The sequence below is a fragment of the uncultured Cohaesibacter sp. genome, assembly GCF_963556055.3.
Lineage (GTDB): Bacteria > Pseudomonadota > Alphaproteobacteria > Rhizobiales > Cohaesibacteraceae > Cohaesibacter.
On the sequence record NZ_CAUVYE020000030.1, the window covers coordinates 108480 to 124943 of the forward strand.

Genomic DNA, 16464 nt, shown 5'->3' on the forward strand with positions numbered 1-16464 from the left:
ACTTATTTAACGCCCGTCGAGGCAATGCCGGCGGTGATATAGCGTTGCAGGAACAGGAATGCGAAGGCGAGAGGCAGGGCCGTGAGCGTGGTCATGGCCAACAGCAAATGCCAAACGATCCCGTTTTCATTCTGGAAACCGGCAAGCGCCAATTGAAGGGTGTGAACTTCCGGACGGTTAAGCACGATCAACGGCAACAGGAAATCGTTCCAGCGGCTCATGACCGAGAAGACCGCAACCACTGCAAGGGCAGGGGTGGAGAGCGGCAGAACGATCCGGTAATAGATCTGCCATTCCGAAGCATGGTCCATGCGCGCAGCTTCGAGCAATTCGTCCGGAATTGTCAGCATATATTGCCGCAACAGAAAGACCCCGGTCGGCGTTGCCACTGCGGGCAGAATGACGCCCCAGAGGCTATTGACCAGCCCAACTTGCGAAACGATCAGATAGGTTGGCACCAGAATGACCGTAGGCGGCACCATCAGCGTTGCAATGATCGCAATAAGAGCAACCGTCGACCCCTTGAACTGATATTTGGACAGGGCAAAGGCAGCCATTGAGTTCATCACCAGAGTGATCAGAGTGGCAACAATGGTGATAAAGGCCGAGTTATAGATATTGAGCCAGATATTGCCGCCAGAACTGTCCAGTAGCTCCTCGTAATTCTCGATAGCCAAATGGAATTTTCTGACAGGAGTGGCTTTCTTGACATCAATCGTAACGCGCCCGGCACCCGGATTTTCGGGATCCACCATCTGGGCCCGAATGCCCACCCGGCGGATCTGTGCCATCACTTTGACAGACCCGTCTTCCTGAACAACCTCGAACAGGGGCAGGGGGGTCTTGTATCCCTCGACCTCAACCTTTTCCATGGTGACAGGCATCAGGGTCGGCGGATATTCAGACAAGTTCGCCGGTTCCTTGAAGCTGGAAATGAATACCCAAAGGACGGGCAAGAGCATGACAAACACGCCAAGAAGCAAGTAGCCATAGGTCACCCGGTCGGCCCATGTCATTTTGATCCCGCCCTGCTTTCTGGTCAGAAAGCGAACAAGGTTCGGACCGTTTGTCTGGGATGCTGTGTCAGTCATTTCTTGCCTCCCGAAATTTTCATCTGGATCATCGTGAAGATCAGCAAAGCAGCACCAAGAAGCAGAGATGCAGCAGCAGCAAGACCATAGTTGCGCGGCTGCGCAGCAAAGCCGGTTTCATAGATATATTGAACCAGAAGCATGGTAGCCGAACCCGGTCCACCACCGGTCAAAACGTAGATTTCGTCAAAGGTCTGGACAGAGCGGATAACGGCAAGAATGAACACCACCAGCAGCACAGGCCGCAACATTGGCACGGTGATCTTTGAAAAGACCCGCCAGGCAGAGGCCTTGTCCATTTTCGCCGCTTCATAGACATCGCCCGGAATGGATTGCAGCCCGGCCAGCAGAATGATCATGAAGAAGCCCGAGTGAGCCCAGACGGTCACGAAAATCACCCAGAAAAATGCCCAATTGCTATCGGCAAGCCAGCTGAATTTTTCTGCACCGAAAAACCCGAGAATACCATTTAACAGGCCATTGCGCTGAAGGATCCACTGCCATGTCATGGCAACCACGACCGGCGACAGCATCACGGGAAAGAAGAATACGCCGCGGAAGAAACCGCGCGCCTTGATCTTGCCATTGAGCGCGACGGCAGTAACCAGCGCAATGCCCATCATGAAGATCACCTGCAAGGGCACAAACATCAGCAGGTTGCCCAAGGAACGCCAGAACAGATCGCGCGAACAGCTGGACGCGTCTAGATAGTTTTGGCAATCCATCAGGGTTGAGTAATTGTCTGAACCGATAAATCTGCGGTCCTGAAGATAAAGATTGTCGCTTCCCGTAACGGAATAGATAATGTTGATGATTACGGGGAGTAGAGAAAAACAGATGACGCTGAGCAGGTTAGGGGTCAGAAACAGCCAGGGCAGTTTTTTCAATCCCAAACGCCGCTGAGCCCATTTCCAGAATGGTCCAACCGCGCGGGCAGGTAAGCTGGCCACCGTACCGAGCGTTCTTGAAATCGCTTCACTTGCCACGATATCACCTCCCTCAAAGTTGGGCGGCACCACAATTCGAGCCTCGTGCCGCCCTTTGGTTGTCGCAATGCCCTATTTTGCGGCCTCAATGGCGAGACGAACGTCCTGATCGATGCGCTCAAGGGCGGTATCAACATCCATTTCGTTATTGAGCACCTGGCTGATCCGCGTTGTGAGGGCATTCATCATCGCCCGTTCGAACGCCCAGCCCTGGAAATTGTAGGCCGCCGGTGCCATTTTCGGGATCTGACGGATAAAGGTGGAAAGACCTTCCTGAACCTTCGCGGAAACACCGGGATATTCGATGCCGCTATCGATCATGGACTTGGCGGTCGGAATATTGACAGCCGAGGCGATCAGACGGCGCAGATTGACGTCTTCCGCTGCAAAGGCGAGGAACTTGCCGACAAGCTCAGGTTCTTTGGTGTGTTTGAACCCTGCATATGCGCCGCCACCCGGCATGACCGTGCAGGAAGACCCGCCGCAAGGCGCATCAACAACCTTGAATTCGAAGAAGTCGCCAACTTCACTGTCGAGGCGACGCAGCTGCCAGGACCCGCCAAAATAGAAGACCGCAGCCGCATTGACGAAATCGTCAAACTGATCCCGCATGGTCGACCCACCGACTGCGCCCCAAAGATCCATAGGCATGGTGCCATCGCGATGCCATTCTACAAATTGCTCGATCGCTTTGCGCAGACCATCATCAATTACCGGCATTCCCTCGTCATCGACAAGCTTAGCCCCATAAGAGATAGCCATGGACGCAAAACGATGACCGGACCGGTCCATTTCCATCGGGAAGTCGGTGTTGGTTGCCTTGGCCACTGCCTTGGCGGCTTTGCCCCATTCTTCCCAGGTTGCTCCTTCTTTCGGCAGGTCGATCCCTGCCTGCTCGAACAGGGTCACATTGACGAAGCCACCATTAACCGTGATGGAGTCCGGCAAACCATAAATTGCCTTCGGATCTCCGTCCTTGCCACGAAGCCAGTTGAGAACTTGCCCGAACTGCGTTTCAAAATAGGCGTTGTCAACATAAGGCCGAATATCGAGATAATATTTAGACAACCCACCCAGATCCGTTACCAGCGAAATGTCAGGCCCTTCACCCGAGGCGAGCTGAACGGGGAGACTCTCCGCTATGGATTGATAACTCACGACCTCGAGATTCACTTTGGTGCCCGGATTGGCAGCCATGAAATCATCGACAATCGGCTGAAAATTCTTATCGAGGGCTTGAATGGTAATTTCCTGAGCGCTTGCCAGCGAACTGAAAGCGCAAACACCAACAGCAAATATAGCTGCACTCAGTTTAAAACTGCTGTGCTTCATGTTCATCCTCCCATGAAAACGGAATTGAATTGAAAAATAATCTACCATACTAATTAATGGTGTCAACGACCTGTTGGTTACTAGATTCTCTGAAGTGCACAGAACAAAGCCAAATCGAGATGAACAAAATTTTTTCATATCGCAACATTTGGATATTTATAAATGGAATCAGGTCCTTGGAACCGGACAAAAGATAAATGCCGAGAATCGAAATTTTCTGTGATTTGCGCCATGAACGACAAATCTACCACCAAGGGAAGAGACGTCAGACGGAATACACGCATCGTCAGGATCGTTCTGAAATCGGAAAAATCAGCAAATTTTAGGGAGTTAAAGGCTCAAATTGGCCCGATACCATGGTTTCGAGAATCAGGACAGAACGCATCAACGGCTCCCGAACAATACACTCTACCCTCAATCTCTATACGCTTTTCAGAACAAACGGGCTCCTTTGACATGCGTTTCCACGCTCAATCCTCCCCGGTTTCAAGCGTCAATACTGTAACGTTACAAGACTTGAACCATGAATTGCATGCCATCGATTAAGTCAAAAAACTGACAGGAACTCTCTTCTCATTCCAAATCTATCGTGGTATGGTAATATAGTTTCAAAATTCTATGGGTGCATTTGTTCGCATGCCGACAGGCCTCATAGTCGAACAAAGGCACGTCGGATGACCGAAAACAATCTTGATTTCTTGGGTCCTGTAGATTTCTCTAGACCGATCGGTCCACAAATCCTCAGAAAGCTGAGGAATGCCATTATCCGAACATACCTGAAGCCGGGAAGACGCGTCTCAGAGGCTGGCGTAGCCGAAGCCCTCAATGTTTCTCGCCAGCCGGTGAGGGAAACCTTCATTCGCCTGTCAGATCAGGGCATGCTCGAAGTCCGCCCCAAGAGTGGCAGCTGCGTGCCGCAAATCTCGATCTCCAAGGTCATCCAGATTCAGGCGGTTCGAGAAGCGATAGAGGCTGATGTCGTGCGCAACGCCGCTCGTTTGCTGAGCGCAGGCCAGATCGAAGACCTGAACGCAATCCTCAAGAAGCAGGAAAGTGAAGACGCCGAAGAGTCGTCCGTTTTCATGGAGCTGGACGATCAGTTCCACAAGGCTTTGGCAATTGGCGCAAAAATGCCCCATGCATGGAATGTCATTGAATCGCAGAAGGCGCTGATGGACAGAGTGAGCTTTTTGTCATTGAGCGAGTTGCCGTCTTCCGCCCTGGGTATTCAGCACAAGACAATCGTTGCGGCCATCGCCAATCACGATCCCGACCGGGCCGAGTCCGAAATGCGCACCCATCTACGCGCTGTTTTGAACGATCTGCCAATGATCGTTCAAAAATACGGATCCTATTTCATCGAATAGAAGCGAGCAAAAATACAGCCTTCCCCTTGCAGCAAACAGTCGACATGCTTCAAAAGCCGGGTTTGATGCCCATTGCACATTATCCACCCCTCAAGCCCTCAAGGCACCAATTGAGGAAAAACAGGCAAATGAGCATCTGAATGTGGCCTTTTATACCAGCCTTTGAGCCCCGGACGTTAACATGCTTGTTTTCCCACTGTTTCCATAACCAATTTGCTGTTCCATTTATTGGTTTTTTCCGCTTCAAGTCTTTGTGATGAAACGTCCATATGTTATTGGATTTCCGTTGACCAGATACTATCTTGGGAAGCAGGAAACGATTTATTTGGCAAAGGCCATTAAGCTGTGATTAGCTAACTGAGCCAAAAAATGTGATCGAGTTTGGAGTTTGTCATTTTGCTGTCTTGGCTGCCATATCAAATCAGACATTTGCCTCGCGCCGAGGATCGCGATGCGCGGCGGCGTTGTGCGCTGGCAATCATGGGGCTGGCAGTCTCCTGCATCTTTTTCACACTTTCCTCCGAGGCCAATGCCTTTGATCTGTTCGGTTATTCTTTCAGTTCCGATGGCATCAAGAAAGTGTCAGAGACCAAGCCAACCGCAGACATACCCGATCCCATCAGTTACAAGGTCAATCTGAGCAGTTCGGATGAAGAGCTCACCGAGACATTTGAGGCCGCTTCCTTGCTGATTGAAAAGCAGGAAGAGCCAGCCTCAGGCACTTCAGGCCTGTTGCTCCGCGCAAATAGTGACCAGAAGCGACTGATTGCGGCCCTCTATCAGCAGGGTTTTTATGGCGGCACGGTTGACATCATGGTCAATGGCGTCCGCTACGACAAAATTGCGCTCGACAAAAATCTCAGGGGTTCCGAGCCGGTAACGATCGATATTGCAGTCACCGCCGGTGATATATTCACCTTCTCCAAGCCCGATGCTTCCCTTGCTGACGGGACAGCACTCGACTTGAACCAATATGGCATCGAGCCCGGCAAGCCGGCCTATTCCCAACTCATTCTCGACGCCGAAACCGAGATTCTGGCGGACTATCACGAAAAGGGCTATGCGCTCGCCCAAATCGACAAGCGCGCCCTGGAAGCAGACCACAAGACCGGAACACTGGATGTCACAATGCGGGTTAGTCAGGGCCCCATCGCAAGATTTGGACAGGTGACAGTCACCGGCAACAAAAATGTCGATTCCGATTTCATCATTCAGCAGGCCAACATCCCACAAGGCGAAATCTATCATCCACAAGCCATTGCCAAAGCCAACCGTAATCTCAGGGTCCTTAACGTTTTCGATAGCGTGATCATCAAACCGGCAAGCGCGATAGTTGCAGATGGCAGCCTTCCCATCGAGATTTCTGTGAAGGAACGCAAGTTCCGGACCATCGGTGCAGGCGTTACCATGGGCAACCTCGATGGTGTCGGCATTGAAGGCTATTGGGTACACCGAAATCTGTTTGGTGGCGCAGAAAGCCTGAGGGTTGAAGGCTCTGTTGGCAACATCGGGCAGGACGACATCAAGGACCTCGACTATAATGCCGCCATCATCTTCGCCAAACCTGGCATCATTGGGCCTGCCAGCAAATTCACGTCCAAGCTTGCGACCGAGTCGACCAATTCCGATGCATTCGAAAAACGCTCTGTCAGTGGCCAGATTGGCCTGAGCTATCAGTGGACGGACGCCCTTTCGACAAGCACCAGTTTCAAAGCCGAATTTGCCCGCATCACGGACAGTTCGGGGACAGACTCCAATTTGCTATTCTCAACCCCGATCGAGCTTGAATATGACAAGCGTGACAGCAAACTGGACCCGACCAAAGGCTTCTATCTGCTTCTTGCTACCGAGCCGACAATCAACTCCGATGCTTCCGTAAGCTTCGTCAAGACAAGCGCAACCCTGTCTGCCTATCAGGCCCTCGACAAGGCAAAACGCTTCGTGCTGGCAGGCAAGCTCTCCGCTGGCTCCATTCTCGGCGCATCAAAAAGCGACATTCCAACCGACCGCCGTTTCTTCACTGGAGGCGGGGGAAGCATTCGCGGCTACTCCTACCAGATGGTTGGCCCCAGAGATTCAGACAATGCCCCGACAGGTGGCCGCTCTTACGTCACGGCTTCGCTTGAAGGGCGTATCAAGATCACAGACACCATCGGCCTTGCAGCCTTTGTTGATACCGGCAACACATTCAACAGTGCAGCACCGAAATTCAATCAAGAATGGTACACCGGCGTTGGGGCAGGAATTCGCTACCTGACGCCAATCGGACCCTTGCGTCTTGATGTTGCCATTCCGCTCAAGGAAATCAAGGATCAGCCCGGCTATGGTGTCTATATCGGTCTGGGGCAGGCATTCTGACAGAGCGGATTATTTCTGGCGCGAAAAAAACATGTTTCAATCTGTGATCCTGCCTTATTCCGGGAGCACGATAGCGCAGCAGAATCATCTGCCCGTCGCATGCAGTCCATTTGCCCGCTCATGAGGCCTCGATGAAGTCCATTCCTTCCCTGTTTGCCAAAAGCCTTTATGGCCTGTTCTTCGTCATTCTGGTGCTTCTCTTGCTTGGGGGCGCCATGCTCTCGACTGGCACCGGGCTGTCCATGCTGGCCAACCTGGTCAATTCCGTCGCCAGCAGCAAGGAACAGAAAATCGAGATCTCGGGACTGGAAAGCGTTCTCGGCGACATTCGGATCAGTGCAATCACGCTGGCGGACAAGGACGGAATTTGGCTGGAAGCCAAGGGGGTGGATGGCCATTACTCGCTCACGGATCTATTCAGCCTCAATCTGTCCGTTGATCATTTTCATCTTTCCGAACTCAATATCATCCGTGCACCACGCACCAGCGCCGCAGCAACCGAAAACACCGATACGACGAGTTCCGGCAGTCTCGTCCCGAACCTTCCGGCCCTTGGCGCACGCATCGGATCCCTTTCCGTCAAAAAGATTTTCCTGGGCCAGACCCTGCTCGGCAAAGAAGCCACCCTGTCCCTTTCAGGGCAGATGACACTGACCGGACGCCCGCTTTCAGCCACGGGAACACTCAGTCTGCTGCATCTGGAGCAAGACAAAGGCAGCCTGTCTGCGAGTTGGAATATCGCGCCAGAGCAGAACCGCCAGAAACTGAACCTGTCCTTTTCCGAACCCCGCGGCGGCCTTCTGGCACGCCTCATCGACATTGCCGATCTGCCAGCCATCGACATCACACTCAATGGTGATGGCCCGGCAAGCAACTGGCGCTCGGACCTCGCAATCAAGCTTGATGCCAAGCCCACAGTTGAAGGGCAAGTCGTCGTCGCCCTCAGCGACAAGACCTCCCGTGTTGAAGCCAAACTGCTAGGCAGGCTGTCGCCGTTTCTGCCGCAATCCGTTCTCCCGCTTGTTGCTGGCACCAGCAATCTTGATCTGCTGGTCGAACAATCCGCCAAGGACGTTATCGAGCTGAAGCAGGTTTCCTTCGTCTCGGGCCTTGCCAAATTGACGGGCAATGGCTTTATCGACAATCGAAACAGCAGCCTTGATATGGCAATGACTTTCGATTTGGGGGAGAAGGGAACCGAAATTGAAATTCAGCAGCAGGAATCTGCATCCTTGCGGCTGGGCCATGTGGCTTTGAACGGTCATCTGGCAGGACAGCTGAACAAGGCAGCCTTAACGCTCAACGGCTCGATTGACAGTCTGGCACAAGACGCGTTGGTCGTTGAAAGGACAGCTCTGTCGGTCACCGCACCCGCCCTTGATCTCATGTCTCGGAAAGGCAGGATCAACACCTCAGTTTCCATCACCAACCTGTCAACGGGATCGGACCCAATTGACGCAATTCTCAAGGGCGACAAGTTCGCCGAGATTGATAGCGTCCTTGAAGGCAGCAGCATCGAGCTTGCCGATGCGAAGATTATCATGGGGCTCGCAAGCCTTAAGGCCAAGGGCAGCTACACCCCCAGATCCATGGAGATAAACGGCTCCCTCGCGCTATCGGATCTGCAACCGGTCAACCCGGAGCTTACCGGGTCGCTGAATGGCACATTCAAACTTGAGGGACCAGCAACCGCCCCCCAAATCACTCTCGCTCTGGGTGGTGCCTCTCTATCCGTCTACCAAAAGGCAATCGAAAACCTCAAGCTGGATATTGTCGCAAGCACAGCTCCCGAGGCGAGCCTTACCATGTCTGCCCTCTATGATGGAGCAGAGATAAGCAGTTCCATCAGGCTGGTCAGCAACGAGGACGGCAGCTATTCGATCAAGACCCTCGACCTGACGGCCCCCGGAGCGCTCATCACCGGAGCTGTCACACTCGCCCCGGATGGGTTGGCGGCAGGCCAGCTAAACGCTTCCGTCAAAGACTTTGGCGCTTTCGGGCCACTGCTGTTGCAACCGGATCTCAAAGGCTCTCTCAACGCAGATATCAATCTTTCCCATGACAATGGCAATCAGTCGGTTCTGATCAATGCCACAATCCACGAGCTGTCGACAAATGGGATGTCTCTATCGTCTCTCAAGCTTCTGACCCGGATCGATGATGCACTGGGTGCGATGGACATGAACAGCAGCCTTGCACTTGATCGATTGTCGGCATCAGGCGAAACCGTCCGCACTCTCAAGGCTGAGATAAAAGGTAAAAATGGCAACCTGCCATTCTCAGTCACCGCAAACCTTGCCCGTCAGCCCTTGAAACTTACAGGCCGTCTTGTCCAGTCAGAAAGCAAGACCCTGTTGACCCTTGATCATTTTGCCGCCAACTGGCGCGCCATTGATCTTGCATTGCTGGCCCCGGCAGAACTGGATTTGACAAATGGTGCAAATTTTGACACGCCTCTTCGCCTCTCTCTGGACAGGGGAACGGTCACCCTGTCGGGATCGGCCGGAGACGCCATTGATCTCAGGGTCGGGATCAAAGACTTGCCGATATCCATAGCCGAAAAGATCGCTCCGAGCGGAGAGGCACCCTTGGGTCAGTTGAACCTGAATGCCCACATAACCGGCTCATCCTCCAGCCCTGTCGCCAATTGGGAGGGTGCGCTTGATGGGCTTTCAGCCAAATCAACACGTGACGCAGGCCTGCCCAATCTCGCCATCAAGACATCTGGCCAATATCAAAAAGATGCGCTCACCATGAAAAACCATCTCTCGGGTGGCGGGTCGAATCTTGTTATTGATGGCTCCATTGCTCTGGCCACACAGAGACTGAACATCGCTGCCAACGGTACGGTGCCATTCTCACTGGCGGCAAGAACCCTTGCAGATGCCGGTCTTCAGTTGGCTGGCGACGCCGATCTTTCTGCCAACATCACCGGAACATTTTCCGCTCCCTTGATTAACGGAAAGATCACGACCAAAGGAGCACGCTTTTCAGAAATCTCATCGGGTATCATATTGCGGGATCTCGGCGGCACTGTTGAACTGACGGGCCAGCAGGCGTCCATCCAGAATATCACCGGCAAGCTCGGAAAGGACGGAACACTCGCAGTCAACGGCACGATCGGGCTTGATGCCAATGCCGGCATGCCCGCAGACATAAGCGTCAATATCAAGAATGCAGACTTCAAATATGAAGAGATCCTGACAAGCCTGTTTGATGCAACCATGTCGCTGAAAGGCCCACTGACAGGCGACTCGGTGATCACGGGACGCGTCGATGTGGCAACGACTGAAATCATGATCCCGGAAAAACTGCCAGCCTCCCTCACTCCGATAGAAGTCTCGCACAAGAATGCGGAAGGACGCGTCGCCGAGTTGGCCAAAAAATACGCCCCGAAGGAGACCAGTGACAAAAGCGCCGGACCGGCAATGGATCTTCAGCTCGTTATCAATGCACCACGCAGTATCTATGTACGCGGGCGCGGAATCGATGCCGAGCTTGGCGGAACCATCAGGGTAGGGGGCACGACCGCAGATCCCAGACCCCTGGGCAACATCTCCATGCAAAGAGGCCGAATGGAAATCCTGACCAAGCGGCTCGACTTTGACAATGGCACCGTTTCCTTTGCCGGAACACTTGATCCGAGCCTCAATTTTGAAGCCACCTCCACAAATAGCGGCACAACATACACGGTTACAGTCAGTGGCTACGCCTCGGCACCCGAAATTGCTCTTTCTTCTTCACCGAGCATGCCGGAAGACGAAATTCTTGCCAATCTGTTCTTTGACAAGAGCCTATCGGACCTGTCGCCGCTCCAGCTAGCCCAACTGGCAAATGCTGTAGCCACCTTGAGCGGAGCCAATTCCGGCCCCGGAGTCCTGGACCGATTGCGCAATATGGCGGGCATCGACAATATCGATATCAAGTCGGACGACAAGACCAACGAAACAACCGTCGGTGTCGGGCGCTATATCAACAATCGGACTTACATCAATATCGAAAAAAGCACAGCAAGTGACGCGGGCAAGATCAGCATAGACATCGATATTACCGACCAGATTAAGGCCCACGGAGAAACCGCAACTGACGGAGACTCAAAAGCCGGGATCTTCTTTGAAAGAGACTATTGAGCGGCAAGGCCCCAATCCATCTGCTTGAAGCTTCAAGAGCTGCCTTTGATCTGGATGAAACCTGAAGAAACTCCAGTCCCATGCCGCATGAATCCCCCCCCCATTCCCAACGCAGCCATCCTTGCCCGACCCAAACCGCCTTGGATCAGCCAATAGAAAATCCCCCCCCAAATACCCAGCGCGGAAGCTGGCGAGAAATATGGGAAATTCTTTCAAAACCATTTGGTTTCAACAAATTACAATAGGAAATGGCGGAGGGGGAGGCTGCCATAACAGTTTCCGTTGAAATTCGTCGACGTCCATTTTTATCATTGATTTCATTGCTTTAATTTTCTTCTTAGCTCCATAACCTTCCACCAAGATACTGTCCCATACGCGTCTAATTGGGGGAAGGATTGTGGGGAAAAATGTTAGGATCCAAACTTTCAGCGGTGTTTGTTCGTTCGGTCAAAGAGCCCGGAAAATACCACGACAAGTCCGGTACAGGCCTCTTTCTTCGCGATGATAAAAGCGGAGCCAAATTCTGGATCCAGCGGATTACCATTCACGGCAAAAGGCGTGAATTAGGGCTCGGCAGCTTTCCCATCGTCACATTGGCGGAAGCGCGGGACAAAGCCTTCGAGAACAAGCGCAGCGTCTATAATGGCGGCGATCCTCTCACTGACAAACAGGCCAAGAAAGGCACCATCACCTTCTCTGATGCCGTAGACAAATATCTCGCAGCCAAAGAGAAAGAATTCCGCAACGACAAACACAAAAAGCAATGGCGCTCGACGCTGGAGAGTTATGCTGTTCCGGTTCTGGGCAAGATGGATGTCAAATCCATACGCTTGCCCGATGTCCTTCGCGTGCTTGAGCCAATTTGGGAAGAAAAGACTGAAACTGCCTCTCGGCTGCGCGGACGCATCGAAAGCGTTTTGTCTTGGGCGACTGTTGCCGGATATCGCGAGGGGGAAAATCCTGCGCGATGGAAAGGCAATCTATCCGAGATCCTGCCCAAGCCATCCAAGGTGGCAAAGACAGGAAACCAACCTGCTATCGCTTTGGCTGACATTCCCGCTTGGTGGGACGCGCTCAATCAACGGCAAGGCATGGCAGCTTCAGCGCTTCAGTTTCTCTCTCTTACGCTCGCACGATCTGGAGAAGTCAGAGGTGCAACATGGGACGAGATTGATCTCAAAGCCAAAGATGGTCCTGTCTGGATCATTCCAGCAACCCGAATGAAGGCAGCCAAGGAACATCGCGTTCCGCTTCCCAACGCAGCAGTAAAGCTTCTCAAGAGTCTACCGACGATGGAGAATTCCCCTTACGTCTTTTTCGCGCCGAAGGGTGGGCAAATGTCCGACATGTCACTTTCAGCCGTCATGCGCCGCATGCATCAGGCAGAAACCGAGAAGGGCAACACTGGCTGGCTAGATCCACGTTCAAAGCGCCCAGCAGTGCCCCATGGTCTGCGCTCCAGCTTCAGAGACTGGGCGGCAGAAAGAGGCTATGAACGTGACCTGGCAGAGATTAGCCTTGCCCACAAAGTTGGCTCGGAAGTCGAACGCGCTTATCGCCGATCCGACATGTTGCAAAGACGTCGCGCCGTGCTGGATGCTTGGTCGCAGTTCCTAATGGGCAAAGAAGTTTCAGGCTCTGTCGTGCCCCGTAGAAGCCCAACCAGTTCGCATTGATTTCATGAAGACCACAAGGCTGGAAAACCGCAAAACAGCAAATAGTGCTGTGCTTGCAGCCTTTTGATAATTTTAGAATTTTCAACACGAATCGATTTTTGAACACAAAGTCAGCTAGTTAGATAAATTTCATTGCAAATGATATTTACAGCCTCTCTCAAAATCAAAAATTTTCGAGAACTTATCAACCAACTCAAATCGTCCACTACCGTTTTCCCCGTTACATCACAAACCAAGGAGAAACGGTTATGACCGAAAAGTTCCTACGCCTTCCAGATGTTGAAATCAGGGTTGGTCTGCGCAGAAGCGCAATCTATGAAGCGATGAAAGAGAACCGATTCCCCAAGCCGATTAAACTAGGCATCCGAGCCGTTGCTTGGGCTGAAAGTGAGATCCTTTGCTGGCAACAAGCGCAAAACGCGATGAAACCACCCTTAGCAGGAAGGGGTGATCAAATGCCGAAACCGGGAAAAGAAACCAAGTCCGAGCATTGGACAAAACTGATCCGCTCGATGATGGAGGAACCCGCTTGGCGGGCTCTTTCTCCCACGGCACAAGCGCTCTATCCCTGGCTCAAGCTCGAATGGCGCGGGCCCAACAACAATAACAACGGGCGCATTTGCCTAAGCGTCCGGCAGGCCGCGCAGAGACTAGGCGTTAGCGACAACACGGCAGCGAAAGCCTTCCATGATCTGCAAGCCAAAGGCTTTATCGTCCAAACAGAAACACCATGTCTTGGCGTCAACGGAGCGGCTCGCGGTGCCATGTATGAACTGACAGAGCTCGCTTGCAACAAGCTGGATAACCCAGCAGGGCGAAAACTCTACAAGACCTGGACAGTGGGCTCTGACTTCCCCGTCAAGATTGCCAGAGCCAACAACCCGCACGGCAGAAACGGGAAACCAAAACCCCATCGCAAAAAGCAAGACGTCACATCTTCAGATTTATGACGTCGATAAATTCCACGTCTTCAAAACGAAGACAGGCAATCATAAAAATGATGAGGTTTAGGGCATAATCTATGGCTCGGACGTCATCATTTTCGAGACATCCTTAATTACCATATCCAGAACGGCAAAAATCAACGCCCCAATAGGAAGGGGGCATCAAATCTCTGGAACCATTCACATCGCAGACCGGCGGGGTAGTCGCATTTTTAGAAAGGCGGAATTCAAAAGGAAAAACCCATGCAGTTTATCCATCCCTCTCAGCAGACCAATCGAATCAAGGTCCGCGGCAACAAACAATCCAAACGTCATCCCGAAAAGAATAATCTCAGGATTCCAATTGAATTAGCATCCCTTAACGCAGAAAGGAGCGCGCGCACGGCTATCCGGCGATAGCGGTCAAATAACACAAGTGAGGCCTATCGCGGCAGGAGCCTGATGGTCCAAACTGCCGGTTCCCTCCCAAAATGTCAGTCCAGAGAAGATGCAACTATTTTTTTGCATCAGAGTCCATCGAAGCGATTATGGACTCGATCGAGGAAAATTGGTGTTGCTCTCAGACAACAACCCCTGGTGAGCTATTCTTACAATCCACTTTCCCCAAGAAAATTCTATCTAAAATTGAACTGGTTAGACGATTGAGCTTGCCATTCAAAATTAAACCTATCTGAAATTGTAATTTTAGTCATGACACGCTGATCGAAATTGTCCAAACTGAAACAAATTGAAATTGGCAGAAAGATGCTAAGTTTCAAACATATCAGATAATTAGCAACAATTCTACATCAGATTTTATCCTAACTGGCCTTAGTAATGACTGCAATCCACGATCAAAGCGATACTCAACCAGAAATTATGAAAATTGAAAAGAGAGAAGCACCTTCCCCGCAGATGCTCCTTGCCACAATTCACGCCAGTGTCGGTGAAGCAGTTATGTTATTGGCATGGGACCCAAAATGGCTCCACGCCAGCCTCGGAGATCTGGAATGGTTGGTAGCGCCTGCGATTATGGCAAATCAGTTCATGACCTTGCGGGGTAAGGTGAAGAACAAAGACGGTGAGGAAACAGGAGCGACCATACCGCTAGGGTTAGCTCTTTGGGCCAAGGTATCTGAAGAAGTCGACGCAAAACTGAAAGCTCAAAAGGAAGCAGGTGCCCCTCTGAGACTGGCTCCGCAAGACTGGACAAGTGGCGACATACCTTGGCTTGTGCTGACCGTGGGACCGGAAGCGGTTCGGAAATCTCTCATTGATAAGGCCCGTGAAGCACAGGGCGGCAAAAGGGTGGAGTTTGAGGTTTAGTATAATCTTCATGTCCAGAGCTAGATAGAAAGCACAAGTATGTCTTATCGCACAAGAAAATGGCTTCTCCGCATTGGGTTAGTGCTTGTTGTTCTCTACGTCGGAATACAGTTCTTCGCAGATTTTTATATTCCGAGGCGTGAGATTTACTATCGCCTCGAAGTGACCTTTGAAGTGAATGGAGTGCCAATATCTGGCCACGGAGTGCAGAAGCTAGTCGTCCGTCGAATACCTCCAATTCTAGAAAGTGCGCAGATGATTTGGCGCGTTTATGGAGAGGCAATTTCTATTAACCTCCCCGAACGTGGTTCAATTTACATCCTTATGGCAAGTCCAACTGATGAAGGCATTTTTACGCATTCTGTAAAAGGAGGATTTGACATGCTACTGAAGGAAGCGTGCGACCTTTATCAGATGCAACAGCGGCTTTCGTGGGCAGAATACGTGCGTGCCATTGGTGAGATTAAAGGCACTTGCGTAATAGCACTCAAGGATTTGCCCCTGATGGTTCACTTCAAAGATAGAGCAGACCCGGCCTCTGTAGAGCGGGTATTTCCTAGGCACCCAGAAAGCGTTTTCGGACAAGGAGTTCGTTTTCTTTCTGCTCAGGCAACCATCACCACAGCTCCAATTTCGTCAGGAATAAAAAAGCAATTGAAATGGCTGACCGACGATACTGAACATAGCTTGATAAAAGAAGCTCCTTCGACAACCCCCTCCTTTCCCGCGATAGTTTTATATGGATATTTCCGGAGAATTCAAAAATGACAAACTCTAGTATCTCGTATGCTCTTTTAGTTTTTGACGCGTACTATAGAGGAAGCAATCCTAAATTGAACGAACTTGACGCGGTTGTAACCGAAATTGCAATAGATCTGCCACAAGGATTTCAAGAAGCAAATTTCGAGGCCACTGTCTATGACACAGGAAACGAAATTGTAATATCTTATCGTGAAACGGATGAGGTGCTAACTGATGATTCTGGAGCTGATGCATTCTTCAATGGAGATATTTGGAACGGATGGGGTGTTGGAAAAGGCTCTGTTCGAGGCCAACAAGCGACTATGGCAATCCAACTATATCAAACCATAAAAAACGATCCTGCATATGCTGGAAAAGAAATTGTCCTAACCGGCCACTCTCTCGGAGGGGGTTGGCAGGATTAGTAGCGTCGATTTACGGAGAAAAGGCATATTGCTTCGATCATATGCCGTTTGAGAACGCAGCCCAAAATGCGTATGTGGCTTGCACTTCAGGAATGGGCTATCAAAATTT

Annotated in this window: 11 protein-coding genes and 1 pseudogene; 9 read left to right on the forward strand and 3 right to left on the reverse strand. The window is 51.5% G+C overall.

Annotation, left to right across the window (positions count from 1 at the left end):
* Positions 1-2 precede the first annotated feature (2 nt).
* The 3 genes from ACHZB8_RS18395 to ACHZB8_RS18405 form a co-directional block, all read right to left on the reverse strand.
* Complete coding sequence (locus tag ACHZB8_RS18395) at positions 3-1091, reverse strand: carbohydrate ABC transporter permease (protein WP_316862464.1); 1089 nt, start codon at positions 1089-1091, stop codon at positions 3-5.
* A complete protein-coding gene (locus ACHZB8_RS18400; protein ID WP_394706227.1) occupies positions 1088-2041 on the reverse strand; it encodes a carbohydrate ABC transporter permease in 954 nt (317 codons plus the stop codon). The genes ACHZB8_RS18395 and ACHZB8_RS18400 overlap by 4 nt, the downstream gene beginning before the upstream one ends.
* Positions 2042-2149: 108 nt before the next feature.
* Entirely contained in the window at positions 2150-3409 is a 1260-nt protein-coding gene (locus ACHZB8_RS18405; RefSeq protein WP_316862467.1) for an ABC transporter substrate-binding protein, read from the reverse strand.
* 674 nt (positions 3410-4083) lie between these two features.
* Between ACHZB8_RS18405 and ACHZB8_RS18410 the strand changes: the two genes are divergently transcribed.
* From ACHZB8_RS18410 to ACHZB8_RS18450, 9 genes and pseudogenes are all read left to right on the forward strand, one after another.
* The gene (locus ACHZB8_RS18410) at positions 4084-4776 is read left to right on the forward strand and encodes a GntR family transcriptional regulator (protein WP_316862468.1); all 693 of its coding nucleotides are present in this window, start codon (positions 4084-4086) and stop codon (positions 4774-4776) included.
* A 396-nt stretch (positions 4777-5172) separates the two neighbouring features.
* Positions 5173-7134 (forward strand): autotransporter assembly complex family protein, encoded by a 1962-nt coding sequence (locus ACHZB8_RS18415; protein WP_316862469.1) that lies wholly within the window; start codon positions 5173-5175, stop codon positions 7132-7134.
* A gap of 131 nt (positions 7135-7265) precedes the next feature.
* Entirely contained in the window at positions 7266-11264 is a 3999-nt protein-coding gene (locus ACHZB8_RS18420) for a translocation/assembly module TamB domain-containing protein (protein ID WP_316862470.1), read from the forward strand.
* A gap of 407 nt (positions 11265-11671) precedes the next feature.
* The gene (locus ACHZB8_RS18425; RefSeq protein WP_316862471.1) at positions 11672-12940 is read left to right on the forward strand and encodes an integrase arm-type DNA-binding domain-containing protein; all 1269 of its coding nucleotides are present in this window, start codon (positions 11672-11674) and stop codon (positions 12938-12940) included.
* A gap of 248 nt (positions 12941-13188) precedes the next feature.
* Positions 13189-13335 (forward strand): annotated as a pseudogene (locus ACHZB8_RS18430) (AlpA family phage regulatory protein); the annotation flags it as partial.
* A gap of 60 nt (positions 13336-13395) precedes the next feature.
* Entirely contained in the window at positions 13396-13890 is a 495-nt protein-coding gene (locus tag ACHZB8_RS18435) for a hypothetical protein (protein ID WP_316862811.1), read from the forward strand.
* A gap of 810 nt (positions 13891-14700) precedes the next feature.
* Positions 14701-15189, forward strand: a complete 489-nt coding sequence (locus ACHZB8_RS18440; RefSeq protein WP_316862473.1) for a toxin-activating lysine-acyltransferase — start codon at positions 14701-14703, stop codon at positions 15187-15189.
* Between the two features lie 39 nt (positions 15190-15228).
* Positions 15229-15957 (forward strand): hypothetical protein, encoded by a 729-nt coding sequence (locus ACHZB8_RS18445; RefSeq protein WP_316862475.1) that lies wholly within the window; start codon positions 15229-15231, stop codon positions 15955-15957.
* Positions 15954-16355, forward strand: a complete 402-nt coding sequence (locus ACHZB8_RS18450) for a hypothetical protein (RefSeq protein ID WP_316862477.1) — start codon at positions 15954-15956, stop codon at positions 16353-16355. Before ACHZB8_RS18445 ends, ACHZB8_RS18450 begins: the two co-directional genes overlap by 4 nt.
* Positions 16356-16464 lie beyond the last annotated feature (109 nt).

Bases quoted from the DNA above. Each gene is read 5' to 3' on its own strand.
- ACHZB8_RS18450 (WP_316862477.1), top strand. From the start codon at position 15,954: ATGACAAACTCTAGTATCTCGTATGCTCTTTTAGTTTTTGACGCGTAC.
- ACHZB8_RS18440 (WP_316862473.1), top strand. From the start codon at position 14,701: ATGACTGCAATCCACGATCAAAGCGATACTCAACCAGAAATTATGAAA.
- ACHZB8_RS18405 (WP_316862467.1), bottom strand. From the start codon at position 3,409: ATGAAGCACAGCAGTTTTAAACTGAGTGCAGCTATATTTGCTGTTGGT.
- ACHZB8_RS18435 (WP_316862811.1), top strand. From the start codon at position 13,396: ATGCCGAAACCGGGAAAAGAAACCAAGTCCGAGCATTGGACAAAACTG.
- ACHZB8_RS18420 (WP_316862470.1), top strand. From the start codon at position 7,266: ATGAAGTCCATTCCTTCCCTGTTTGCCAAAAGCCTTTATGGCCTGTTC.
- ACHZB8_RS18410 (WP_316862468.1), top strand. From the start codon at position 4,084: ATGACCGAAAACAATCTTGATTTCTTGGGTCCTGTAGATTTCTCTAGA.
- ACHZB8_RS18425 (WP_316862471.1), top strand. From the start codon at position 11,672: ATGTTAGGATCCAAACTTTCAGCGGTGTTTGTTCGTTCGGTCAAAGAG.
- ACHZB8_RS18395 (WP_316862464.1), bottom strand. From the start codon at position 1,091: ATGACTGACACAGCATCCCAGACAAACGGTCCGAACCTTGTTCGCTTT.
- ACHZB8_RS18445 (WP_316862475.1), top strand. From the start codon at position 15,229: ATGTCTTATCGCACAAGAAAATGGCTTCTCCGCATTGGGTTAGTGCTT.